Annotated in this window: 17 protein-coding genes and 1 rRNA gene; 6 read left to right on the plus strand and 12 right to left on the minus strand. The window is 71.1% G+C overall.

Features of this window, described 5'->3' with window-relative positions; all coding sequences use genetic code 11:
- From ACWED2_RS02405 to ACWED2_RS02420, 4 genes are all read right to left on the minus strand, one after another.
- Positions 1-182, minus strand: a 16S ribosomal RNA gene (locus ACWED2_RS02405); the annotation flags it as partial.
- 526 nt (positions 183-708) lie between these two features.
- Positions 709-2,268, minus strand: coding sequence for an amidase (locus ACWED2_RS02410; RefSeq protein ID WP_449688649.1), 1,560 nt, complete (start codon positions 2,266-2,268; stop codon positions 709-711).
- Positions 2,268-3,611 (minus strand): type I glutamate--ammonia ligase, encoded by a 1,344-nt coding sequence (glnA, locus tag ACWED2_RS02415; RefSeq protein ID WP_449688650.1) that lies wholly within the window; start codon positions 3,609-3,611, stop codon positions 2,268-2,270. Before glnA ends, ACWED2_RS02410 begins: the two co-directional genes overlap by 1 nt.
- A 61-nt stretch (positions 3,612-3,672) precedes the next feature.
- A complete protein-coding gene (locus tag ACWED2_RS02420; protein ID WP_449688651.1) occupies positions 3,673-4,953 on the minus strand; it encodes an MFS transporter in 1,281 nt (426 codons plus the stop codon).
- 87 nt (positions 4,954-5,040) lie between these two features.
- Between ACWED2_RS02420 and ACWED2_RS02425 the strand changes: the two genes are divergently transcribed.
- Positions 5,041-5,652, plus strand: a complete 612-nt coding sequence (locus ACWED2_RS02425) for an LppX_LprAFG lipoprotein (protein WP_449688652.1) — start codon at positions 5,041-5,043, stop codon at positions 5,650-5,652.
- Here ACWED2_RS02425 and ACWED2_RS02430 read toward each other — a convergent pair whose 3' ends face one another.
- Positions 5,653-7,209 (minus strand): alpha/beta hydrolase, encoded by a 1,557-nt coding sequence (locus ACWED2_RS02430; RefSeq protein ID WP_449688990.1) that lies wholly within the window; start codon positions 7,207-7,209, stop codon positions 5,653-5,655.
- Between the two features lie 155 nt (positions 7,210-7,364).
- Here ACWED2_RS02430 and secA2 point away from each other — a divergent pair, with 155 nt between their 5' ends.
- The 3 genes from secA2 (at position 7,365) to ACWED2_RS02445 (ending at position 11,771) form a co-directional block, all read left to right on the plus strand.
- Positions 7,365-9,704, plus strand: a complete 2,340-nt coding sequence (gene secA2 / locus ACWED2_RS02435; protein WP_449688653.1) for an accessory Sec system translocase SecA2 — start codon at positions 7,365-7,367, stop codon at positions 9,702-9,704.
- Positions 9,705-9,804: 100 nt separating this feature from the next.
- Positions 9,805-11,526 carry an NAD+ synthase gene (locus ACWED2_RS02440; RefSeq protein WP_449688654.1) on the plus strand — a complete coding sequence of 574 codons (1,722 nt, stop codon included), beginning with the start codon at positions 9,805-9,807 and terminating at the stop codon, positions 11,524-11,526.
- A 44-nt stretch (positions 11,527-11,570) separates the two neighbouring features.
- On the plus strand, positions 11,571-11,771 hold the full coding sequence (locus ACWED2_RS02445; protein ID WP_449688655.1) for a hypothetical protein: 201 nt from the start codon (positions 11,571-11,573) through the stop codon (positions 11,769-11,771).
- Between the two features lie 202 nt (positions 11,772-11,973).
- Here the strand turns inward: ACWED2_RS02445 and ACWED2_RS02450 are convergent, their stop codons facing one another.
- Together ACWED2_RS02450 and ACWED2_RS02455 are read right to left on the minus strand one after the other, a co-directional pair.
- Entirely contained in the window at positions 11,974-12,588 is a 615-nt protein-coding gene (locus ACWED2_RS02450) for a VOC family protein (protein WP_449688656.1), read from the minus strand.
- 8 nt (positions 12,589-12,596) lie between these two features.
- On the minus strand, positions 12,597-13,934 hold the full coding sequence (locus ACWED2_RS02455; protein ID WP_449688657.1) for a S8 family peptidase: 1,338 nt from the start codon (positions 13,932-13,934) through the stop codon (positions 12,597-12,599).
- Between the two features lie 84 nt (positions 13,935-14,018).
- Between ACWED2_RS02455 and ACWED2_RS02460 the strand changes: the two genes are divergently transcribed.
- A complete protein-coding gene (locus ACWED2_RS02460) occupies positions 14,019-14,552 on the plus strand; it encodes a methylated-DNA--[protein]-cysteine S-methyltransferase (protein ID WP_449688658.1) in 534 nt (177 codons plus the stop codon).
- 133 nt (positions 14,553-14,685) lie between these two features.
- Here ACWED2_RS02460 and ACWED2_RS02465 read toward each other — a convergent pair whose 3' ends face one another.
- From ACWED2_RS02465 to lysX, 3 genes are all read right to left on the minus strand, one after another.
- On the minus strand, positions 14,686-15,270 hold the full coding sequence (locus ACWED2_RS02465; RefSeq protein ID WP_449688659.1) for a DinB family protein: 585 nt from the start codon (positions 15,268-15,270) through the stop codon (positions 14,686-14,688).
- A gap of 72 nt (positions 15,271-15,342) precedes the next feature.
- Positions 15,343-15,909: a hypothetical protein gene (locus ACWED2_RS02470; RefSeq protein ID WP_449688660.1), complete on the minus strand. Its 567-nt coding sequence runs from the start codon at positions 15,907-15,909 to the stop codon at positions 15,343-15,345.
- Between the two features lie 63 nt (positions 15,910-15,972).
- Positions 15,973-19,296, minus strand: a complete 3,324-nt coding sequence (gene lysX / locus ACWED2_RS02475) for a bifunctional lysylphosphatidylglycerol synthetase/lysine--tRNA ligase LysX (RefSeq protein WP_449688991.1) — start codon at positions 19,294-19,296, stop codon at positions 15,973-15,975.
- 238 nt (positions 19,297-19,534) lie between these two features.
- Between lysX and panB the strand changes: the two genes are divergently transcribed.
- On the plus strand, positions 19,535-20,404 hold the full coding sequence (gene panB, locus ACWED2_RS02480; RefSeq protein ID WP_449688661.1) for a 3-methyl-2-oxobutanoate hydroxymethyltransferase: 870 nt from the start codon (positions 19,535-19,537) through the stop codon (positions 20,402-20,404).
- Between the two features lie 5 nt (positions 20,405-20,409).
- Here panB and ACWED2_RS02485 read toward each other — a convergent pair whose 3' ends face one another.
- Together ACWED2_RS02485 and ACWED2_RS02490 are read right to left on the minus strand one after the other, a co-directional pair.
- Positions 20,410-21,261, minus strand: coding sequence for a cytochrome c oxidase assembly protein (locus ACWED2_RS02485; protein ID WP_449688662.1), 852 nt, complete (start codon positions 21,259-21,261; stop codon positions 20,410-20,412).
- A 1-nt stretch (position 21,262) separates the two neighbouring features.
- Positions 21,263-22,189 carry an undecaprenyl-diphosphate phosphatase gene (locus tag ACWED2_RS02490; protein ID WP_449688663.1) on the minus strand — a complete coding sequence of 309 codons (927 nt, stop codon included), beginning with the start codon at positions 22,187-22,189 and terminating at the stop codon, positions 21,263-21,265.
- Between the last annotated feature and the right edge of the window lie 372 nt (positions 22,190-22,561).

A 22,561-nucleotide genomic window follows, 5' to 3' on the forward strand; every position in this document is an offset into this window, starting at 1 on the left:
GATTGTGATATCCGGTATTAGACCTCGTTTCCAAGGCTTATCCCAGAGTGCAGGGCAGATTACCCACGTGTTACTCACCCGTTCGCCACTCATCCACACCCGAAGGTGCTTCAGCGTTCGACTTGCATGTGTTAAGCACGCCGCCAGCGTTCGTCCTGAGCCAGGATCAAACTCTCCAACAATGTCTTCGAATTCAATCGAGGCAAAATACTTGCTCTCAAAGGAACCTCATACGAGGTTCAATACATAAGCTCTACTGGCTTAGTTCACTAGCACACTGTTGAGTTCTCAAGCAACACACTCTGAATCCGTCCGCGTTATCGGCGGCTAAATCCTCGGCAGTTGTTCCAAGCGATATTCACAAGCTTTTGGTCGAGCATGCCTCAGCCTACGGGTTTAGTCGTAGGGGGTCGGCGGCCGCTCGTGGGCCGACGCTGAACATTACCCGGTCCGATCCGCGGTGTCAACCCGCTCGTCCCGGCCTGGTCTCCGGGGCTTGCGGCCCCGGTGTGACCCGGTGTTCCTGGCGACGAAGAGAAGATTACATGCCCCCGAACCGCCCCAAAACAGGGGGGTCACTTAACGGCATCGCCGCAGGTCAGCGTGCTTACGGACGGCTACGACGGCACGGCGGGCACGACGCGGCGGCGACAACGGCCGGCGACCTCGCGCGCGAAGGGCGGAGGGTTCCGGGCCGGCGAACCGCCCCTACTTCGGCAGCGTCGGCAGGTACCGCGGCGGAACCCGCGCCGGCGCGACCCTCGAGAAGTCCGCCGCCAACGCCAGTACCCGGGCATCGGACCACCGGGCGCCCATGAACGAGATCCCCACCGGGAGCGGTCCGGCGAGCCCGGCCGGCACGGTGACGTCGGGATAGCCCGCGACCGCGGCCGGCGTCGACGACGGGATCACGTCGTTGTCGCCCACCGCGCAGTCCGTCTTCCACGCCGGCGGGTTGGTCGGCGACGCGATCGCGTCCAGGCCGTACGCGGAGAGGGTCTCGTCCAACGACCGGCGGGCGAGGTCCGAAAGCTCGGCGCGCGCGGCCAGGTAGCCCGGGTCCGTGGGCGGCGGGGCGGCCAGTGCCTGCTCGAACAGCTCCTGACCGGCGAAGCACGTCCGCTCCAGCGGGTCCGCGCGGTTGTAGGCGATCAGCTCGGCCAGGTTCCGGGGCCCGGCCGGGCGGGTCGCCAGGTAGGCGTCGATGTCCCGGTGGAACTCCGTGAGCAGTGCCGGGAACTCGAGCTCCAGCAGGCGCGGCTGGTACGGCGGAGTCACTTCGACGACCGTCGCACCGGCCTTGACCAGGGAATTCCGGGCCGACGTCATGATCGCGTCGGTCGCCGGGCCGAGGACCGGGAGCCGCCACAGGCCGATCCGCGCGCCGCGCAGGACACCCGGGCGGAGGAGCTTCGCGTAGTCCTCCGGCTGGGTCCGGGGGTACGTGAGCGTCGCCGGGTCAGACGGGTCCCGCCCCTGCAGGACCGACAACGTCAGCGCCACGTCGACGACGTTGCGCGCGATCGGGCCCGCCGTGTCCTGCTCGGCCGAAATCGGCACCACGCCGGTGCGGCTGACCAGGCCGAGACTGGGTTTGTGCCCGACCGTCGCGGTCATCCCGGCCGGGCACACGATCGAGCCGTCCGTCTCCGAGCCGATCGCCACCTGGGCCAGCGACGCCGCCACACCGGCCGCGGACCCGGCGGACGACCCGCACGGGTTGCGGTCCAGCACGTACGGGTTGTTCGTCTGCCCACCCACGCCCGACCAGCCGGACGTCGGCTTCGCGGCGCGGAAGTTCGCCCATTCGGAGAGGTTCGCCTTGCCGAGGATCACCGCGCCGGCATCACGCAACCGGGTGATCAGTGTGGCGTCCGCGGCCGGGCGGCTGCGCAGCGCCCGCGACCCGGCCGTCGTCCACTGGTCGCGCGTGTCGACGTTGTCCTTGACCAGCACCGGGATGCCGTCGAGCGGGCCGCGCAGCCGGTGCGCGCGACGCCGCGCGTCACTGGCCGAAGCCTGGGAAAGTGCCGCAGGGTTGAGCGCCAGGACCGCGTTGACCTTACCGTCGATCCGGTGAATCCGGTCGAGGTAAGTGCTGGTCAGGCCCACCGCGGAGAGCCGGCCCGACGCCATCCGCGCCTGCAGGGCCGGGATGTCGGCGGAGTCGAGGTCGAAGCGCGCGGCGGGCGAGGCGGAAGCGGGCGCCGCGGGAACGAGGACGAGTGCGGCGGCCAGGATCGCGAGGAGCACCGGCCGCCGCCCCATCAGAGCACCGGCAAGAGGGTTCGGAGTTCGTACGGGGTGACCGCGCTCCGGTAGTTGTCCCACTCCACGCGCTTGTTCCGGAGGAAGAAGTCGTAGACGTGCTCGCCGAGCGCTTCCGGCAGCAGTTCGGACTTCTCCATCTCGGACAGGGCTTCTCCCAGGTTCTGCGGCAGCTGCGAGTACCCGGCGGCGCGGCGCTCGGCCTCGCTGAGCTGCCAGATGTTGTCCTCGGCGGGCGGCGGCAGCTCGTAGCCCTTCTCGACGCCCTTGAGCCCGGCGGCCAGGATGACCGAGTACGCCAGGTACGGGTTGCACGCCGAGTCCAGCGTGCGGATTTCCACCCGGCGGGATGACGCCTTACCGGGTGAATACATCGGGACCCGGACGAGCGCCGAGCGGTTCGCCCGGCCCCACGACACCGTCGTCGGAGCCTCGCTGCCGCTGATGAGGCGCTTGTAGGAGTTCACCCACTGGTTGGTGACCGCCGAGATCTCCTTGGCGTGGTGGAGCACCCCGGCGACGAAGGCCTTGCCGGTCTCCGACAGCTCGTGCGGGTCCTCGGCGTCGTAGAACGCGTTGCGGTCGCCTTCGAACAGGCTGACGTGCGTGTGCATCCCCGAGCCGGGCTGGTCGGTGAACGGCTTGGGCATGAACGTCGCGCGCACGCCCTGGGTCAGCGCGACCTCCTTGACGACGTAGCGGAACGTCATCACGTTGTCGGCCATGGTCAGCGCGTCGGCGTAGCGAAGGTCGATCTCCTGCTGGCCGGGGGCACCTTCGTGGTGGCTGAACTCGACCGAGATGCCCATCGCTTCGAGGGTCTCGATGGCGTGCCGCCGGAAGTGCGTCGCCGTGGCGTGGCTGGCCTGGTCGAAGTAGCCGCCGTTGTCCGCGGGCTCCGGCTCGCTGCCGTCGTCGGGCATGTTCGAGAGCAGGAAGAACTCGATCTCGGGGTGGACGTAGCAGGTGAAGCCCGCCTCGGCGGCCTTCGACAGCTGGCGGCGCAGGACGTGCCGCGGGTCCGCCCACGACGGCGAGCCGTCGGGCATCGCGATGTCGCAGAACATGCGAGCCGAGTACGGGCCGCCCTCGGGGGTCTCCCAGGGCAGGACCTGGAAGGTCGACGGGTCGGGCTTGGCGACCATGTCCGATTCGTAGACGCGCGCGAAGCCCTCGATGGCCGAGCCGTCGAAGCCGATCCCGTCGTTGAAAGCGCCTTCGAGCTCGGCCGGCGCGACCGCGACGGACTTGAGGAACCCCAGCACATCGGTGAACCAGAGTCGGACGAAACGGATGTCGCGCTCCTCGAGCGTGCGGAGCACGAATTCCTGCTGGCGATCCATGGCCGCACCCTAACCACAGCGTGTTAACGGCATGTTTCACGACGCGCCGTGGCCGCCTAAGTCACGTCGCGAGTACCGGGACGGGTTTCTTCGCCCGCGTGATGGCCAGCGAAGCGACCGACGCGATCACGGCCAGCACGGCGGCGGAATACCAGGCCAGCGTGTAGTTCCCGAGCTGGTCGCGGACCAGGCCGGCGGCCGACGCGGCGACCGCGGCCCCGAGCTGGTGGGAGGCGAAGACCCAGCCGAACACGATCGGGCCGGCGTCGCCGAAGGCGCGGATGCAGAGCGCGACCGTCGGCGGGACCGTGGCCACCCAGTCGAGGCCGTAGAACAGGATGAACGCCCACATGCTCGGCTGCACCGAGTCGGTGAACAGCTGCGGCAGCAGGGCCAGCGAGAGCCCGCGCAGGGCGTAGTAGACGCCGAGCAGGATCCGCGGGTCGACGCGGTCGGTGAGCCAGCCGGAGAAGATCGTCCCGACGACGTCGAAGACGCCGACCAGTGCCAGCAGGCTCGCCGCCGTGGTCTGCGGCATGCCGTGGTCGTGCGCGGCCGGCACGAAGTGGGTACCGACCAGGCCGTTGGTCGTCGCGCCGCAGATCGCGAAGCCGACGGCGAGCAGCCAGAACGTCCGGGTGCGGGCGGCCTGGCCCAGCACGGACAGCGCGCGGCGGACCGACCCGGTCGCCGGCGCCGGGCGGGCGACCTCGGCGTCCGCGGGCGCGCCGTAGGCCGTGATGCCGACGTCGGCGGGGTGGTCGTGGATCACCAGCAGGACCACCGGGACGACGGCCAGCGCGGCGATCGCGATGACCAGCGACGCCGTGCGCCAGCCCGAGGTCACCGCCAGGTTCGCGATGAGCGGCAGGAAGATCAGCTGGCCGGTGGCGCCCGCGGCGGTCAGGACGCCGGTGACGACGCCGCGGCGCTGCTCGAACCACCGCGTCGCGACCATCGCGGCGAAACCCATGGCCATCGAGCCGGTGCCCAGCCCGACCAGGACGCCCCAGCAGAGCACGAGCTGCCAGCTCGCGGTCATGAACACCGTGCCGCCCGCGCCGAGGGCGATGACGGTCAACGCCGTCGCCGAGACGCGCCGGATGCCGAAGCGCTCCATCAACGCGGCCGCGAAGGGCGCGAAGAGGCCGAAGAGCACGAGGTTCACCGAGACGGCCGAGCTGATGGTGGTGCGGGACCAGCCGAACTCTTCGTGCAGCGGGTCGATCAGGACGCCGGGGGCGGCGCGGAAGCCGGCGGAAGCGAGCAGCGCGACGAAGGCGGCGCCGGCGATCAGCCAGGCGCGGTGCAGCTTCGGGGCAGGGCGGGTCTGAACGGTCACTCAGGCAGTCTCATCGCGCGCGCGTGACGGCGACAGTGGCCGGAAGGACATCATCCGCAAGATTCTGGCCAACAGTAGGCTCACGCCATGCCCCGCCTCGCGCTGCTGCTCGCGCTTCTCCTGACGGCCGGCTGCACCGGGTCACCCGACACGCGCGGGCCGTTCCCGGCGGGCGCCGACCTGGTCCGCGAGGCGGCGACGTCGTTCGCCGCGGTGCGGAGCGTGCACTTCGCCGCCGGTGTGAACGGCGTGCTGCCGGGCTTCCCGCTCCGCCAGATCGAGGGTGACGCGACCCTGGACGACGGCGGCCACGCGACCGGCACGGCCGACGTCCAGGACGGGGACGGGCACACCAAGTTCCCCTTCGACGTGCACGACAGCCAGGAGCCGCCGTATCCGGTCAGCGCGTTCCTCGGCCCGCAAGGCGGCCTGAAGCGGCTGCTCGACGGGGTCACCGACGCCAAGACCGAAGGCCGCGAGAACGTCGACGGCGCGCCCGCGCTGCGGGTCGCCGGCCGGGTGCCCGCCGCGGTCGCGCACAGCGTGCTCGCGGCGGTCACCGCCGACCTCAACGTCAAGGTCTGGGTGTCCGACGACGGCGGCCCGCGGCGCTTCGCCCGCCTGTGGGTGCAGATCCCGCCGCCGGACAACCACCTCAGCCCGGTGATGATCGAGCTGTCGCTCACCAAGCAGGCGTGACTACTGACCCGAGCAGCGCTTGCCGTCCGGTGGCACCGTGCCGTCGACCAGGTAGTCCGTGCCTGCCTCGTCCACGCACTTCACGCCCTGCAGGAACACCGTGTGCTGGGTGCCCTCGAAGGTGAGCAGTGCGCCCTTCAGGCCCTTCGCGAGGTTGACGCCGGCCTGGTACGGCGTCGCCGGGTCGTTGGTCGTCGAGATGACCAGCGTCTTCGCCAGGCCTTCGACGTTCGGCACGTGCGGCTCCGAGGTGTTCGGCACCGGCCAGAACGCGCAGGCGTCACGAGCCGCCGAAGCCGGGCGGCCGTCGTCGAGGAACGGCGCCACCTTCACGTACTCCTCCTGCGCCTTGAGGATGACCTGCGGGTCCGTGACGCGCGGGTCGTCGACGCAGCGGATCGCCGTGAACGCGTCCTGCGTGGTGCCGTACTTGCCGTCGGAGTCGCGCTCGTTGTAGATGTCGGCGAGCTTCTCCAGCGTCGTGCCGCGCTGCTGCTTCAGCTCGTTGAGGCCGGTGTTCAGGGTGTCCCAGAGGCTCTCCTGGTAGAGCGCCTGGATGACGCCGGTGGTGGCGTCCTCGTAGGAGAGCTTGCGGCCGTCGCCGACCGGCACCGGGAAGTCGATCAGCGGCCGGACGAGGTTCTGGAACGCGGTGACCGCGCTGCCGGCGTCCGCGCCCAGCGCGCAGTCCTGCTGGGCCGTGCACGACTTCGCGAACTGCGTGAACGCCGTCCCGAAGCCCTGGCCCTGCGCGACGAGCGACTCGACCGCGTCCTGCTCGGGGTCGACCGCGCCGTCGAGGACCATGGCGCGGACGTTCTTCGGGAACGCCTCGGCGTACGCCGACCCGATCCGGGTGCCGTAGGAGTAGCCCAAATAGGTGAGCTTTTCGTCGCCGAGGACCGACCTGAGGACGTCCAGGTCCTTCACGACGTCGCGGGTGCCGACGTTGGCCAGCATTCCGGTGCCGTCCTCGGTGCGCTGGGCGCACTTGGCGGCGAAGTCCTTTTCCTGCGATTCCTGCTTCAGCACGCCCGCCGGCGAGCCGTCGGTCTCGCTGTCGTCGGCGCGGTCGGCGTCCCGCTCCTGATCGGTCAGGCAGTGGATGGCCGGTTGGCTCGCGCCGATCCCCCGCGGGTCGAATCCGACCAGGTCGAAGCGTTTGCCCAGGCCGGTGCTGGTCACCGGCTTGCCGAGGCCGGCGGCCGCGACCATCCCCGAGGCGCCCGGCCCGCCCGGGTTGACCACGAGCGACCCGATCTTCTCGCCGGTGGCCTTGCGGCGGAGCAGGCCGAGGGTGATCGTGTCCCCCGCCGGGTTCGCGTAGTCCAGCGGCACGGTCAGCCGCGCGCACTGGACGTCTTTCGCCTGGAACGCCGATCGCGAGTCTTCCGACGTCGCGTAAGGTGCGCAGTCGGCCCAGCTCAGGCTCTGGCCGTAGAACCGCTCCAGCCCGGCGGGCACCGGCCCGGACGGCGGGTGCGACTCGGTCGTCGGCGCGGGCGGCTCGGTCTTGCCGGAGGACGTGCACGCGGCCAGCGAGGCCGCGAGCAGCACGGACGTCGCGATCGCGGTGATCCGGCGACGATGGGACCTGGCGCTGGGATGAGGGAACACGGTTGGATCGTCCCATCCGGCCGCGGAACTCGAACGCACCACCGTCGCGTTGGGTGGTGGAGGCCGGTCGAGCGAGAGAGAACGGGAGACCAGGGGTGGCAGCACTGATCAGCCGGATGGGCAAGAAGCTCCGCCGGATCATCCAGCGGCCGGGCAGCGTGGAGCTGACCCGCTACGAAGCACTGCTGCCCGCGGTCGAAAAGCTCGAACCCGAGCTCGAGAAGCTCTCCGACGAGGAGCTGACCGAGCGGGCGGGCAAGCTCCGCGAGACGCTGAAGGACACCGCGTTCGGCGACGACCAGCTGATCGAGGTGTGCGCGCTGGGCCGCGAGGCCGCCCGGCGGGCGCTGGGCGAGCGGGCGTTCGACGTGCAGGTGCTGGGCACGATGGGCCTGCTCACCAAGCACGTCGTCCAGATGGAGACCGGTGAGGGCAAGACCCTCGCGGGTGCGCTGGCCGCGGCCGGGTACGCGATCCGCGGAAAGCGCGTTCACGTCGTCACGGTCAACGACTACCTGGCCCGCCGCGACGCGGAGTGGATGGGCCCGGTGTACGAGCTGCTCGGCGTGTCGGTCGGCTGGGTGGAGCCGTCCCACTCGAGGGAAGAGCGTCGCGAGGCGTACGCCAAGGACGTCACGTACGGCGCCGTCGCCGAGATCGGCTTCGACGTGCTGCGGGACAGGCTGGTGACTTCGGTCGACGACCTGGTCCAGCCCGACCCCGAGGTCGCGATCGTCGACGAGGCGGACTCGGTGCTGGTCGACGAGGCCCGCGTCCCGCTGGTGATGGCCGGCTCGATCGACCGCAGCGACGCCGACGAAGAGGTCGCGAAGATCGTCCGGCGGCTGCGGCTCAACCTGCACTACGAGACCGACAGCGAAGGCCGCAACGCCTGGCTGACCGACGCCGGTTCGTCCGTCGTCGCGAAATCGCTCGGCATCGAGGTCGACGACCTGTTCAACGAGCAGGCGTCCGACCGGCTGGCCGCGGTGAACGTCGCCCTGCACGCCCACGCGCTGCTCACCCGCGACGTCGACTACCTGGTCCGCGACGGCAAGGTCCAGCTCATCAACGCCGCCCGCGGCCGCGTCGCCGAGCTGCAGCGCTGGCCGGACGGCCTCCAGGCCGCCGTCGAGGCGAAGGAGCAGGTCACCGCGACCGACCGCGGCGAGATCCTCGACTCGATCACCGTGCAGGCGCTGCTCGCGCGGTACCCGGAGGTCGCCGGCATGACCGGTACCGCGGTCGCCGTCGCCGAGCAGCTGCGGGAATTCTACGAGCTCGAGGTCGCGGTCATCCCGCCGAACACCCCGAACATCCGCGAGGACCTCGAAGACCGGATCTTCGCTTCGCCGTCGCAGAAGCTGCGGGCGATCGAGGAGGAGATCCGCACGGTGCACGAGACCGGGCGGCCGATCCTCGTCGGCACCCAGGACGTCGCCGAGTCCGAAGAGCTGGCCGAGAAGCTGGCGAAGGTCGACCTCGAGTGCGTCGTGCTCAACGCGCGCAACGACGCCGAAGAGGCCGCGATCATCGCCGAGGCCGGCAAGAAGGGCGCGGTCACCGTGTCCACCCAGATGGCCGGCCGCGGTACCGACATCCGGCTGGGCGGCACCGACGGCGCGACCCGCGACGAGGTCGTCGAGCTGGGCGGGCTGCACGTCATCGGCACCGCGCGGTACCCGTCGAGCCGGCTCGACGGCCAGCTGCGCGGCCGCTCCGGCCGCCAGGGCGACCCGGGCAGCGCGATCTTCTTCGCGAGCCTGAATGACGAGCTAGTGCTGTCGAACGCGCCGGACGTGCCCGAGGGCATCGTCGACGACGAAGAGACCGGCGAGATCAAGGACCCGGCGGCGTTGCGGCAGCTCAACCACGCCCAGCGCGTCGCCGAGGGTGTCGACCTGGAGATCCACCGCAACACCTGGCGCTACACGCGGCTGATCGAGCGGCAGCGGCGCGACCTGCTGGTGCACCGCGACAAGGTGCTTCGCACCGCGTACGCGGCGGAGGTGCTGGAGAAAGCGCACCCGGAGAAGTTCGGCGAGCTCAAGGAGAAGCTCGACGACCAGGACAAGCTGGAGCAGGTGTGCCGCGAGGTGCTGCTGTTCCACATCGACCAGCTCTGGTCCGACCACCTGGCGTACCTGACCGACGTCCGCGAGAGCATCCACCTGCGGGCACTGGCCCGGGAGACGCCGCTGGACGAGTTCCACCGCGCGGCGATCCCGGAGTTCCACAAGATCATCGCCGAGGCCGACTCCCGGGCGGCGAAGACGCTCGAAGAGGCCGAGCTGACCGACGAGGGCATCGACCTCGGCGACGCCGGCGTGCGGCGGGCGAACACGACGTGGACCTACCTGGTGCACGACAACCCGTTCGATTCGGACTTCGAGCAGACCATCAAGAAGGTCCGGAGCATGATCAAGCGGAAGTAGTTCCGCCTTCGGAGGCCCCCGTCCGGTTCGCCGGGCGGGGGCTTTCGATTTCCCCCACATTCGCTCGGCCTTCCGGGTGACGGTGGGACAGAATGGCGGCATGCCGCAACTGCGCATCGCGCTCGCCCAGGTCAACCCCACCGTCGGCGACCTCGACGGCAACGCCGAGCTGCACGTCGAGTGGACGCGGCGGGCCGCCGAGGCCGGCGCGCACGTCGTCGTCTTCCCCGAGATGTCCCTGACCGGCTACCCGATCGAGGACCTCTCGCTGCGCAAGACCTTCGCCGCCGCTTCGCGGCAGGGCGTCGAGGCGCTGGCGCGCCGGCTCGACGAAGCCGGCTGCGGTGAGGTGCTCACCTACATCGGCTACCTCGACCTCGACGACGTCGGCCCGCGCGACGCCGCCGCGGCGCTCTACCGCGGCGAGGTCGTCGCCCGGCAGTTCAAGCACCACCTGCCCAACTACGGCGTCTTCGACGAGCACCGCTGGTACAAGCCCGGCACCACGCTCGACGTCGTCCGGTTCCACGGGCTCGACATCGGCATGGTCATCTGCGAGGACCTCTGGCAGGACGGCGGGCCGATCTCGGCGCTGGGCCGGGCCGGGGTCGACCTGGTCGTGGCGCCGAACGCGTCGCCCTACGAGCGGTCGAAGGACGAGCAACGGCTGCCGCTGATCGCGCGCCGGGCCGCCGAAGCCGGGGCGCCGCTGGTCTACACCAACCAGATCGGCGGGCAGGACGACCTCGTCTTCGACGGCGACTCGCTCGTCGTCGGCGCGGACGGCACGTTGCTGGCCCGGGCGCCGCAGTTCGTCGAGCACCTGCTGGTGCTGGACATGGACCTCGCCTCGGGCGGGCACGCCGCCGACGGCGAACTCGAAGGCCTGCACGTCCGGCGCCGGGTGCTGAGCGCGGACCCGCTGCCGGCGTACGAGCCGACGGCCACGCCGGTGATCAGCGAGCCGCTGTCCGACGAGGCCGAGGTGTGGCACGCGCTGGTCGTCGGGCTGCGGGACTACGTGCACAAGAACGGGTTCTCGTCGGTCACCTTCGGGTTCTCCGGCGGCATCGACTCGGCGGTCTGCGCCGCGCTGGCCGCGGACGCGCTGGGCGGCGACAACGTCTACGGCGTCTCGATGCCGTCGAAGTACTCCTCGGGGCACTCGAAGGACGACGCCGCCGACCTCGCGCAGCGGCTCGGCGCGCACTACCGCGTCGAGCCGGTCGAGGACATGGTGCGCGTGTACGTCGACCAGCTTTCCCTGACCGGGCTCGCCGAAGAGAACATCCAGGCGCGCACGCGGGGCATGCTCCTGATGGCACTGTCCAACCTGGACGGACACCTGGTGCTGGCCACCGGCAACAAGACCGAGCTCGCCGTCGGGTACTCGACGATCTACGGCGACGCTGTCGGCGCGTTCGCCCCGATCAAGGACGTCTTCAAGACGCACGTGTGGCAGCTGGCGCGGTGGCGCAACGCCGAAGCGGTGAAGAACGGCGAAACCCCGCCGATCCCGGAGAACTCCATCACCAAGCCGCCGTCGGCCGAGCTGCGGCCGGGCCAGGTGGACACCGACTCGCTGCCGGACTACGAGCTGCTCGACGACATCCTCGACGACTACGTCGAGGGCGACCGCGGGTACGCCGACCTGGTGTCCGCGGGCTTCGACCCGGAGACCATCGACCGCGTGGTGCGCATGGTCGACAAGGCCGAGTACAAGCGGCGCCAGTACCCGCCGGGCACGAAGATCACGTTCAAGGCGTTCGGCCGCGACCGGCGGCTGCCGATGACCAACCTGTGGCGCGAGGGCAAGGCCTAGCTCAACGCGACCTTCCAGGGCTGACGGTGTGGGAGGATGGGATCATGTCCACGCGCTTGCCGATCGTCGCCGCCGCTGTGCTCGCGGCGTGCTCGGCGTCCGCGCAAGTCGCAGCCGGGCTCGTCGGTTCGATGTGGGCACTCATCTTCCTCTTACTCACGACACTCACCGCGGGAATGAGTGTCTTGATGGGTAACGCCCAGATAATTCGACGCCCCCAAATTAAAAAAAAGCTCGCTCATTGACACTTAAGTGTCAATAGAGACCGCCGAGCAAGCCCTCTGACTACTCCTGGTAGTCAGAGGGCTCTGAGGGGACCTGAGCCGCCCGGACGACTACCTAAAGTAGTCATCCGGGCAGCTCAAACAATTGCTGCTGTTTATCCAAAAGCGGCAAACTGGCGGACGGGTAGCCCCTCAATAGATTGATGACGACGTCACGCGAGGCTTAGCTCAACGCGACCTGGCGGCCGTCCGGGGTGCGGAGAGCCGCCGTCAGGCCGGCTTTCGGCGCCCGGCGGACCAGGAGTTCGAGGCCGAGGGCGTCGGTCGCGGCCTGGACCGACGCCGGGTCCGGGTGGGTGCCGGTGACCATCAGCAGCGGCAGGGACGGCAGGTCGCGCGTCGTCGGGTGCGGTGTCGGGCCCCAGTCGATGAGGAACGGGTGCAGGGTGCCCGGGACGCTCGGCGGGGTCAGGCGCCAGCGCAGCGTCTCGCCGTCGGCGGTTTCGCGGGACATCTCCCGCGCGTCACCCGGGTCGAAGCCGTGGGCGCGGGCCTTCGCGATCGTCGTGTCGATGTCCGTCGTGCGGACCGCCCAGGCGACCAGCGCCGGCTCGGTCAGGTCGTCGATGCCGAACGGCCGGGGCGCTCCGGGGTCCGGCTGCTCCGGGTCGGGGCCGATGACTTCCAGATACATCCCCGCGCCGAGGTCGGCGAGGTGGTTGGCGGTGCCGAGGCCGACGTGGCGGCCGCCGGGCGCGGGCGTGACCCCGGTGAGGGCGGCGACCCGGGCGACGGCGTCGGCGAGGTCCGGACCGGCGTAGACGAGGTGATCGAGCACGACCGCCATCATCCCGCGCCGACGGCCCTCGCCGCATCGACCACCCCGTGGCCGTAGTAGGTCGTTCCGTGCTCCGTGGGTGCGCAGACGGCGTCCGGGCAGGGCTGCGGTGTCGCCGTGGCGAAGAGGGCGCGCTTGATGCGCTCGGCGCTCCAGTGCGGGTGCTCGCTCGCGATCAGGGCGGCGACGCCGCTCGCGTGCGGGGCGGCCATCGACGTCCCGCTCGCGGACCGGTATTCGCCGTTCGGCCAGGTCGACCAGACGCGCGCGCCGGGCGCGGCGACGCTGATCCGGGACGCCGAGTAGTTCGAGAAGGTGGCTTTGACGAGCTTTTCGTCCAGCGCGCCGGTGCCGACGACGCCGGGGAGCTCGTGCGGCAGCCGCGTGCAGGTCGGGTCGATCCGGCGCTCCACCGGCGTGCTGTCGGCCGGGCTCTCCTTGTCGACCGAGCGGGTGTCGAGGTTGATCCCGGCGTTGCCGGCGGAGGCGACGACGAGGACGTTGCGGCGTTGCGCGTACGCGACCGCACGGCCGACGGCGAGCTTCGCCGCGGCCTGGTCCGGCTGGTCGTCGCAGTTGTAGCGCCACGGGATCGAGCGGTAGCTGTTGTTGGTGACGGCGAACCCGTGCTCGGCGGCCCAGACGAAGCCGCAGACCATGCTCTCGGCCGTCTCCTTGTCGTCGAGCTCGGCGAGTTTGACCGCGGCGATCCTGACGCCCGGGGCGACGCCGACGACGCCGGTTCCGTTGCGGGCCGCGGCGATCGTGCCCGCGACGTGCGTGCCGTGGCCGTCGAGCGTCGGCCGCCAGGCGCCGGGGCCGCGGTCGGGCCGGCCGGACAGGCAGGACACGGAGTTCTTCGCGTCGAACGCGGCTTTCAGCTCCGGGTGGGTGTCGTCGACGCCGACGTCGAGGACGCCGACGAGCGTGCGGCGGCTGCCGTCGGTGACCTCGTGCGCTTCGGGCAGGTGCAGCGCCGGGACGTCCCATGCGGTGCCCTCGGGCGGGACCTGGCCGGAGTTCGGCGAGTTCGGCCCGGTGTAGCGGAGGTCCTTGCGGGGCGCGAAGAACTCCTTCGGGATCTTCGCGGTGCGCGTCGCGCCGACGGCGTCGATGCCCGGCGTTTTCCGGACCTTCGCGGCGAAGTCGTCGTTCGCGCTGTACGCGACGACGACGCCGATCTGCGGGTAGCTCGCGACGACCGTGCCGCCGGCTTTCTCGATGGCGAGTTCGGCCCACCAGGTGTGGTGCGTGACGACGACGTGCGGCATGACCAGGGGGTCGGCGGCCGCCGGTGTCGCGATCAGGCCCAGCAGCAGTGCTGTCGCCAGGATGATTCGCCGCACGCGTCCTCCTCGAATTCGCCCAAACCGAACTTAGCGATCATTCGGGGCGGGGCGGTACCCCTCTTCAGTCGTAGGCTGAGCGGCATGACGACGGGGTTCACGGTGTTCGAGACGGCGATCGGCGCGTGCGGGCTGGCCTGGCGCGACGACGTCGTGATCGGGACGTCGCTGCCCGAGGGCAGTGCTTCGCGGACCCGCGCCTGGCTGGTCCGGCGGTTCCCGGACGCCGTCGAGGGGACGCCGCCGTCGGCGGTGCAGGAGGCGGTGGACGGGATCGTGGCGTTGCTCGGCGGCGCGCGTCAGGACCTGGCTTCGGTGCCGCTGGACTTCTCCGGGGTGCCGGCGTTCAACCGGCGCGCGTACGAGGTCGCGCGGACGATCCCGCCGGGCAAGACGCTGACGTACGGCGACATCGCGCACCGGCTCGGGCAGCCGGGGTCGGCGCAGGCCGTCGGGCAGGCGATGGGGCACAACCCGTTCCCGATCATCGTGCCGTGCCATCGCGTGCTGGCGGCCGGCGGGAAGGACGGCGGGTTCTCGGCGCGCGGTGGCGTCGGGACGAAACGCCGGATGCTCGTGATCGAGGGCGCGCTGGCGGACGAGCCGACCCTGTTCTGAGCCTCCTTCGGTGTGCTCGGCGGGGCATCACACGTGACTGGGGAGGCATCACGCGTGACTGGGCGCGCGACTCGCGTGATTGGGTGGACGACACGGGGCCGGCTCGCGGTGGGGCCGCGAGCCGGGGCGCCGGTCAGGCTGGTTGGGGGGTCCAGGGCTTGATCCAGGGGGACTCCGGCCAGCCCTCGGCCGCGGCCATCAGGGGGAAGGCCGTGGCGCCGTCGATGTGCTCGCGGATGATGTCCGCGTGGCCCGCGTGGCGGGCCGTCTCCTGGATCAGGTGCAGCAGGACCCAGCGGACCGACCAGGCCTCGACGTCCTGCGGGAACCAGGGCACGCCCTTCGGCACCGGGACCGCCTGGCCGAGGTCGCCGATGCCCGCGATGACCTCCGCGGTGCGGGCGGCCACCTCGTCGTAGCGGGCCAGCACGCCGGCCAGGGTCTCGTCCGGGCGCAGGCGGTGCGCGTCCTCGTACTCCGCGACCGCCTCGGCGAACGGCTTCTGCGGCACCTGCAGCACCGTGTCCATCCAGCCGTACTCGGTGGCCGCGACGTGCTTGATCAGCCCGCCCACCGACAGCGTGCTCTTCGTCGAGGCGAGTCTCGCCTGCTCGTCCGTCAGCCCGTGTGCCGCCAACCTGAGGACGTACCGCTGCTGCTCCAGGAAGCTCAGCAGCCCGTCACGCTCGTCGGCCACCGGGCGCACGTTTCCCGCCATGTCGATCCTTCCGCTCGAAAACACCTGCGGGCGATCGTGCCACCCGGCACCGACATTTTCGGGCGGAATCCGCTAACGGTGCGCGTGCCGCGGCGCGGGCTTCACGAAGGCGTACGCCCCGCCGATGCCGTACAGGGCCGCGCGGATCACCAGCTCGGCCCGGGAAAAAACGCCCTCGTAGACGTCCAGCTGCCGGGCGAGCACGACGGCCAGCCCGGTGGCCAGCACCAGCACCAGGCCGGTGACCGCGAGCGCGCGCCAGCCCGGCGGCCACCACAGGATCAGGCTGATCACCCCGGCCACCAGCACGAGGCTGAGCAGCGACGACAGCAGGTCGCTGCGCTCGGGGTAGGCGGCCTGCAGCAGCACGAGCACGCCGAACGCGCTCACCGAGATCGAGCTGAGCCGCGCCGACCACTGGACCGGGCCGAGCCGGTGCAGCGGCGGCCCGGCGAGCACGAACGCGACGCCCGACACGGCGAGCAGGACGCGGAACACCGGCGGCCCGGCCAGCAGCGCCGAGGCCGGGTCGTTCACCGGGGAGACGCCGGTGGGCAGGAAGAACTCCAGCAGCCAGCCCGAATACGCAAGGACGGCCACCCCCATCAGGAGGGCCGAGGCGATCCGAGCCGTGCGCACGAGGCAGAGCGTAAGCGACGAGCCGGGCCACGGCCCATCGCCGTGACCAGGTCCACCGAGTCGTTATGCCTGCGGCCGGACGAAGGGGAAGAGGACCGTCTGGCGGATCGACGCGCCGGTGAGCATCATGAGCAGCCGATCGACGCCCAGGCCGAGCCCGCCGGTCGGCGGCATGCCGTGCTCCAGCGCGAGCAGGAAGTCCTCGTCCAGCTCCATCGCCTCGACGTCGCCGCTGGCCGCGCGCAGCGACTGCCCCTCGAGCCGCCGCCGCTGCTCGATCGGGTCGGTCAGCTCGGTGTAGGCCGTGCCGACCTCGGAGCCGAACGCGATCAGGTCCCAGCGCTCGGCCAGCCGCGGGTCCTCGCGGTGCTGGCGGGTCAGCGGCGAGACGTCGGTCGGGTAGTCGGTGTAGAACGTCGGCAGCACGGTCGCGCCCTCGACGAGGTGCTCGAACGCCTTGAGCACGAGGTCGCCGTGGCTCGGGTCCTCCCCCACCGGCACGCCCGCGGCCACGCACAGGCGGCGCAGGTCGGCCACCGGCGTCCCCGAGTCGATCTCCTCGCCGAACACCGCCGAGACGGCCTCGTGGACCGGCACGACGGGCCAGTCGCCGGAGATGTCGTACTCGACGACCTTCCCGTCCGCGCCGGGCCGCCGGACGACCTGGGCGCCGTACGCCGCCTCGGCCGCGTGCTGGACGAGCTCGCGGGTCAGCGTCCGCATCGTGTCGTAGTCGGCGTACGCCTGGTACGCCTCGAGCATCGTGAACTCGGGGTTGTGCGTCGCGTCGACGCCTTCGTTGCGGAAGTTGCGGTTGAGCTCGAAGACGCGCTCGACGCCGGCCACGCACAGCCGCTTCAGGTACAGCTCGGGCGCGATCCGCAGGTACATCCGCATGTCGTAGGCGTTGATGTGGGTGACGAACGGGCGGGCGTTGGCGCCGCCGTGCACCGTCTGCAGCATCGGCGTCTCGACCTCGAGGTAGTCGGCGTGGTGCAGCCGGTCGCGCACCGCGCGGACCACAGTGGACCGCAGCCGCAGCATGTTCGTCGAGTCCGGGTTGACCGCCAGGTCGAGGTAGCGCTGCCGGACCCGCGTTTCCGGGTCGGTCAGGCCCTTGCGCTTGTCGGGCAGCGGGTGCAGGCACTTCGCGGTGACCGTCCACTCGTCGACGAGCACCGAGAGCTCGCCCCGCTTCGACGTCACGACCTGACCGCTGACGCCGACGTGGTCGCCGAGGTCGACCCCGGTCCGCCACCGGTCGAGGTCCAGCTCGCCGGCCTCCAGCATCAGCTGGATCTCGCCGCTGAAGTCCCTGACGCGGGCGAAGCACAGCCCGCCGAGGATGCGCAGGTTCAGCACGCGCCCGGCGATCCGGACCCGGTGCCCGGTGCTCGTGTCCGGGGCCAGGTCGCCGTACTTCGCCACGACGTCCCCGATGTGGTCGTCGCGGCGGAAGCCGACCGGGTACGGGTCGATGCCCGCCTCGCGCAGCTTGTCGAGCTTGGCGATCCGGACGCGGACCTGCTCGGGCCGCCGGACGGTCTTCGGCGCCGGCGTCGCCGCCGACTCCTCGATCTCCTTGACGCGCGCGACGAAACCCTCGCTGACCGTCTCCAGCCGCAGCGACCGCGCCCGTCCGGTGGGGACGAACCCTTCGAGCGCGCCCGCGACGATGCCGACCCGCGGCAGCCGCCGGGCCGAGGAGTAGCAGAGGAAGCGCGGCTCCCAGTCCGGCCCGTACTTGGCGTTCGACCGGTACAGCGACTCCAGCTGGAAGAACCGCGAGAACACGCTCAGGATGCCGCGCCAGGCCCGCAGCACCGGGCCGGCGCCGATCCGCTCGCCCTCGGAGAACACCGCGCGGAACATCGCGAAGTTGAGCGAGATCCGCTGCGCGCCGAGGTGCTGCGCGGCCGCGACGACCTCGGCGATCATGTACTCGTTGAGGCCGTTTTCGGCGTCGCGGTCGCGGCGCATGAGGTCCAGCGAAAGCCCGCGGCGGCCCCACGGGACGAAGGACAGCAGCCCGCGCAGCTCGCCGTGGACGTCGTAGGCCTCGACCATCACGCTGCGGCCGTCGCTGGGGTCGCCGAGCCGGCCCAGCGCCATCGAGAACCCGCGTTCGGTCTCGGCGCCGCGCCAGGCCTGCGCCCGCGCGAGGAGCTCGGTCATCTCGGCCTCGGGGATTTCGCCGTGCCGCCGGACGCGCGAGGTGTAGCCGGCGCGCTGGATGCGCTTGACGGCCTGGCGCACCGAGCGCCGTTCCGGCCCGGCCAGGCTGAACTCGCGGACGTCGAGCACGGCTTCGTCGCCGATTTCCAGCGCCCGCAGGCCGGCGCCGGTGTACGCCTTCGCGCCGCGTTCGCTGGCCCCGAGCACGCCCGGGGTCCAGCCGTACCGGCGCGTCTCGTCGAGCCACGCGCGGACGGCGTCGGGCCACGCCTCCGGGTCGCCGACCGGGTCGGCGCTCGCGACGCTGGTGCCGCCGAGGACGCGGTAGGTCACCGCCGCACGGCCGTTCGGCGCGAAGACGACGCTCTTGTCGCGCCGGGTGGCGAAGTAGCCGAGGGAGTCGTCCTCGCCGTGCTCGGCGAGCAGCTGACGCAGCCGGAGCTCGTCGTCGTCCGTCCGCAGGGCCCGGCTGCGCACGCCGCGGAAGAGCAGGTACAGCGCCGCGGTGGCGACCGCGGTCGCGCTGAGGTCGAGGAAGAGGTCGAGCCAGCCGGGCCCTTCGCCCACACCGATCCGGCGCAGCTGCAGGTTCTCACCGGTGGCGTGGTTGACGACCCAGGCGAAGCGCTCCCACGTGTCGCCGAGGTGGCCGGGGAAGGCCTCGGCGAGCCCCCAGCCGACCAGGATGACCACGGCGAAGCCGCCGAACAGCATGCTCAGGCCGTCACGCCAGGCGCTCGGCGCGAGCCGGGCCGGGAAGGCCGGGCGCAGCGCGAGCAGGAACACGATCAGCCCGATCGAGACGACGTCGGCGACGGTCAGCACCCACAGCTGGGCCGGGATGTGCCGGACCTGCTTCGGGCCGAGCGTCAGCAGTTCGGGTGACCAGAGCAACGTCGCCTGCAGGACCAGGGTGAGCAGCAGGCCGCCGATCTGGAACAGCACCAGCGTGTACAGCGCCGCCTTCTTGCGGCGGCGCAGGGCACCGCCGAGCACCACCAGCAGCAGCACCATGACGAGGCTCTCGCTGGTCGGCACGCTCAGGCCGGAGAAGGCCATGTCGATGCCGTTGAGCAGGCGGCCGTGCGCACCGCCGGTGAAGAGCAGGATCACCGAGAACACCGCGGCCAGCTGGACCACGGTCGCGACGATGCCGCCCGCCTTCGCCTTCCAGGCGGGGAGGCGACGGCGCGAGCTCGCGAGGTTTCCCATGGGTGGTTTCGTCGCCTTTCGCGGCCGTTCGGTGGTCATGCCCTCTTCTTGACGTAAGTGAACCCGCATTGGTTGTCCCCGGACATCAACCTGAAGGCTGACGGGAGGTCGTCCCCGGGGGTGTGAAGCTGGTCGCACGCGGTTGGGGCCGGTACGGGCGCGTGTCACGCTTTGGGAAGCCCCTGTTCCACGACCCGGGGACCTCACCGAGGCCTCGAGGGAAGGACGGTCGACGACGATGTCTGCCAGCGCCGAAGAACCCGCCCCGTACGGCACCGGACCCGCCGCTCCCGCGGCCAAGGCCCCGGGCCGGAAGGTCCGCGTCCACCACCTGCGTGAGCTCAAGGAACGCGGCGAACCGTGGCCCATGCTCACCGCGTACGACATGTACACCGCCGCCCTGTTCGACGAGGCCGGGATCCCCGTGCTGCTCGTCGGCGACTCCGCGGCCAACAACGTGTTCGGGTACGACACCACGGTGCCGGTCACGGTCGACGAGCTGCTGCCGCTGGTCCGGTCGGTCACCCGGTCGGTCAAGCGCGCGCTGGTCGTCGCCGACCTGCCGTTCGGGTCCTACCAGCTCTCGCCGCAGCAGGCGCTGGAGACGTCGATCCGGTTCATGAAGGAGGGCCGCGCGCACGCCGTGAAGCTCGAAGGCGGACGGCGGTTCGCCGCGCACGTCGAGGCGCTGACGTCGGCAGGCGTGCCGGTGATGGGCCACATCGGCTTCACCCCGCAGAGTGAACACAACCTCGGCGGCTACCGGGTGCAGGGGCGCGGCGAAGCGGCGGACGCGCTGCTCGCCGACGCGCTGGCACTGCAGGAGGCCGGGGCGTTCGCGGTGGTGATGGAGATGGTGCCCGCCGAGGCGGCCAAGCGCGTCACGGCGGAGCTGGCGATCCCGACGGTCGGTATCGGCGCCGGCCCGGACTGCGACGCGCAGGTGCTCGTCTGGCAGGACATGGCCGGGCTGCGGCGCGGCAAGGCCGCGCGGTTCGTCAAGCGCTACGCCGACGTCGCGACGGTGCTGCAGGACGCGGCGACGGCGTTCGCCGAGGACGTCCGCCGCGGGGAGTTCCCGGCGGCGGAGCACGCGTTCCACGACTGAGCGGCTCACCGGCGCTTGAACCGTTCCGCGAGCGCCGGGTCGTTCTCCCACCACAGGCCGGTTGCCGGTGCTTCGTCCAGCTGGGCGTCGATCTGCTTCGCACGCCGTTCGTCGTCGCGGGCCCACCGCACGAACAACGCGACGACGAACGGCAGGCCTGCGACGTCACCGCCGATCCACAGCACGCCCGCGCCGATGATCTGGTCGGTGCGCGGGTCGGGCCCCCAGCCCGGGTGCGCGGCCGCGTAGTGGGCCGGGGCGAGCAGCGGCCCGAGCCACAGCACCAGGCCGAGCGCGCCGTCGAAGACCACCTCGGCGAACGCGATCCACACCGACACCAGGTGCGGGTCCTGCCGCGGCGTCGGGTCGAGGCCCAGGCGCGTCCAGAAGTAGGTGAAGCCGGCCAGCACGAGGATCAGCCGGACCAGGCCGTCGGCGAGCGGCGAGCGCAGGGTGAGGTCGTACAGCGGGGTCAGGTACAGCACCAGCACCGGCGCCACCAGGACGAGCGTGACGACCGGCGGGAACGTCAGCGCGCGGGCGAGCGGGCCGCGGCCGTGGCGGCGCAGCCATTCCGCGCGCGGAAGGCTGTCCAGGAGCAGCCGGATGGGCGCGCCCAGGGCGAGCAGCAGCGGGGTGATCATCAGCAGGGTGACCGTCTGGACCGCCCGGACCCAGAAAAACGTCGTGTCGTAGACCGCCAGGGGTGAGCAGGTGACGACCAGGATCGTCGCGAGCCCGGCGAGGAACGCCGCCGTCCGGCCCGGCGGCCAGTCGCGGCGGCGGGCCGCGCGGACGTAGAGCGTGCCCGCGAGGAGCACGCCGAGGACGGCCGGGGCGTCGATCGTCAGCGGCACGTCAGACCGCGAAGAAGAGCAGGCTGCCGATTCCGGCGACCACGCAGTAAATGGCGAACGGGGTCAGTGTGCGCGTTTCGAAGTATCCGGTGAGGAACCGGACGGAAATGTACGAAGCGACCCCGGCGATGACGCTGCCGACGAGCGCGGGGCCGAGCGAAGCGTGGTTTTCGGGGGCGAACAGCGTCGGCGTCTTGAGCACGCCCGCGGCCAGGATCACCGGCGTGGCGAGCAGGAAGGCGAACCGCGCCGCGTCCTCGTGGCCCAGCCCGCGGCGCAGGCCGGCGACCATCGTGATGCCCGAGCGGCTGATGCCCGGCAGCAGCGCGAGGATCTGCGCGGCGCCGATCAGCACCGCCTCGCCGACGCGCAGCTTCGCCAGCCGGACGTCGGTCGCCTCCTCGACCGAGACCGCCCGCATGACCAGCGTGTCCTCGGCCGAAAAGTCCACAGTGTCCGCTTCCGCCGCGGGCTTGCGGCGGGAGAACTTCTCGGCGGCGTAGAGGACGCCGCCGTTGAGCGCGAGGAAGATCGCCGACGGCACCGGCTTGCCGAGGAAGTCGCGCAGCAGGCCTTCCAGGAGCAGGCCGGCCAGCCCGACCGGGATGGTGGCGAGCACGAGGAGCCACGCGAGCCGCTGGTCGGGCGTGCGGACCTCGCGGTGGCGGACCGACGTCCACAGCCCGCCGATGATCCGCACCCAGTCCTTGCGGAAGAACAGGACCAGCGCGAGCGCGGTGGCGACGTGCATGGCGACGAGCACCGCGAGGTACGGCGAGTCCTTCCCGATGCTGAGGTCCCGCTGCCACGAGCCGCCCAGCCAGGCGGGCAGCAGGATGCTGTGCCCGAGACTGGACACCGGAAACAATTCCGACACCCCTTGCAATGCCCCGACGACAATCGCCTCGAAATAGGTCACCGCGGACATTCCGTACCCTCTTTCGAAAACGCCGTGCCGAATCCCGATACTGGAAAGTACCGGCCCTTTCGCAAGCACCGGGCAAGGGGGACGCTCCCGCTCAGCGTCCTCACAGCTGGCGTTCACATGTATGAACATCAGTCATGTTCTTGACTGGTGTTCGACTCGTGGCTTAGCGTTTAGCCCGTCGCCGCCACGACGAAGCATCGAAACCTCGACGAGGAGGACGGAATGCGCGTGCGGATCGCCGGTCGTCGTGACCACCCCGACGGCCATTCGCTCCCGACAGCTCCCCACGGCGGCTGACGCCCTCGGACCGGGGACCCGCTCAGCCCGGCGGCGGGGGCGGGTCCCCACCTTTCTCGGCCGCCGTCCCGGCGC

The organism is Amycolatopsis sp. NPDC005003, from assembly GCF_053600695.1.

What these genes read in the sequence shown, in the direction of transcription:
- ACWED2_RS02410 (WP_449688649.1), bottom strand. Translation starts at nt 2,268, where the DNA reads ATGGGGCGGCGGCCGGTGCTCCTCGCGATCCTGGCCGCCGCACTCGTC.
- glnA (WP_449688650.1), bottom strand. Translation starts at nt 3,611, where the DNA reads ATGGATCGCCAGCAGGAATTCGTGCTCCGCACGCTCGAGGAGCGCGAC.
- ACWED2_RS02425 (WP_449688652.1), top strand. Translation starts at nt 5,041, where the DNA reads ATGCCCCGCCTCGCGCTGCTGCTCGCGCTTCTCCTGACGGCCGGCTGC.
- ACWED2_RS02440 (WP_449688654.1), top strand. Translation starts at nt 9,805, where the DNA reads ATGCCGCAACTGCGCATCGCGCTCGCCCAGGTCAACCCCACCGTCGGC.
- ACWED2_RS02445 (WP_449688655.1), top strand. Translation starts at nt 11,571, where the DNA reads ATGTCCACGCGCTTGCCGATCGTCGCCGCCGCTGTGCTCGCGGCGTGC.
- ACWED2_RS02460 (WP_449688658.1), top strand. Translation starts at nt 14,019, where the DNA reads ATGACGACGGGGTTCACGGTGTTCGAGACGGCGATCGGCGCGTGCGGG.
- ACWED2_RS02465 (WP_449688659.1), bottom strand. Translation starts at nt 15,270, where the DNA reads ATGGCGGGAAACGTGCGCCCGGTGGCCGACGAGCGTGACGGGCTGCTG.
- lysX (WP_449688991.1), bottom strand. Translation starts at nt 19,296, where the DNA reads ATGGGAAACCTCGCGAGCTCGCGCCGTCGCCTCCCCGCCTGGAAGGCG.
- panB (WP_449688661.1), top strand. Translation starts at nt 19,535, where the DNA reads ATGTCTGCCAGCGCCGAAGAACCCGCCCCGTACGGCACCGGACCCGCC.
- ACWED2_RS02490 (WP_449688663.1), bottom strand. Translation starts at nt 22,189, where the DNA reads ATGTCCGCGGTGACCTATTTCGAGGCGATTGTCGTCGGGGCATTGCAA.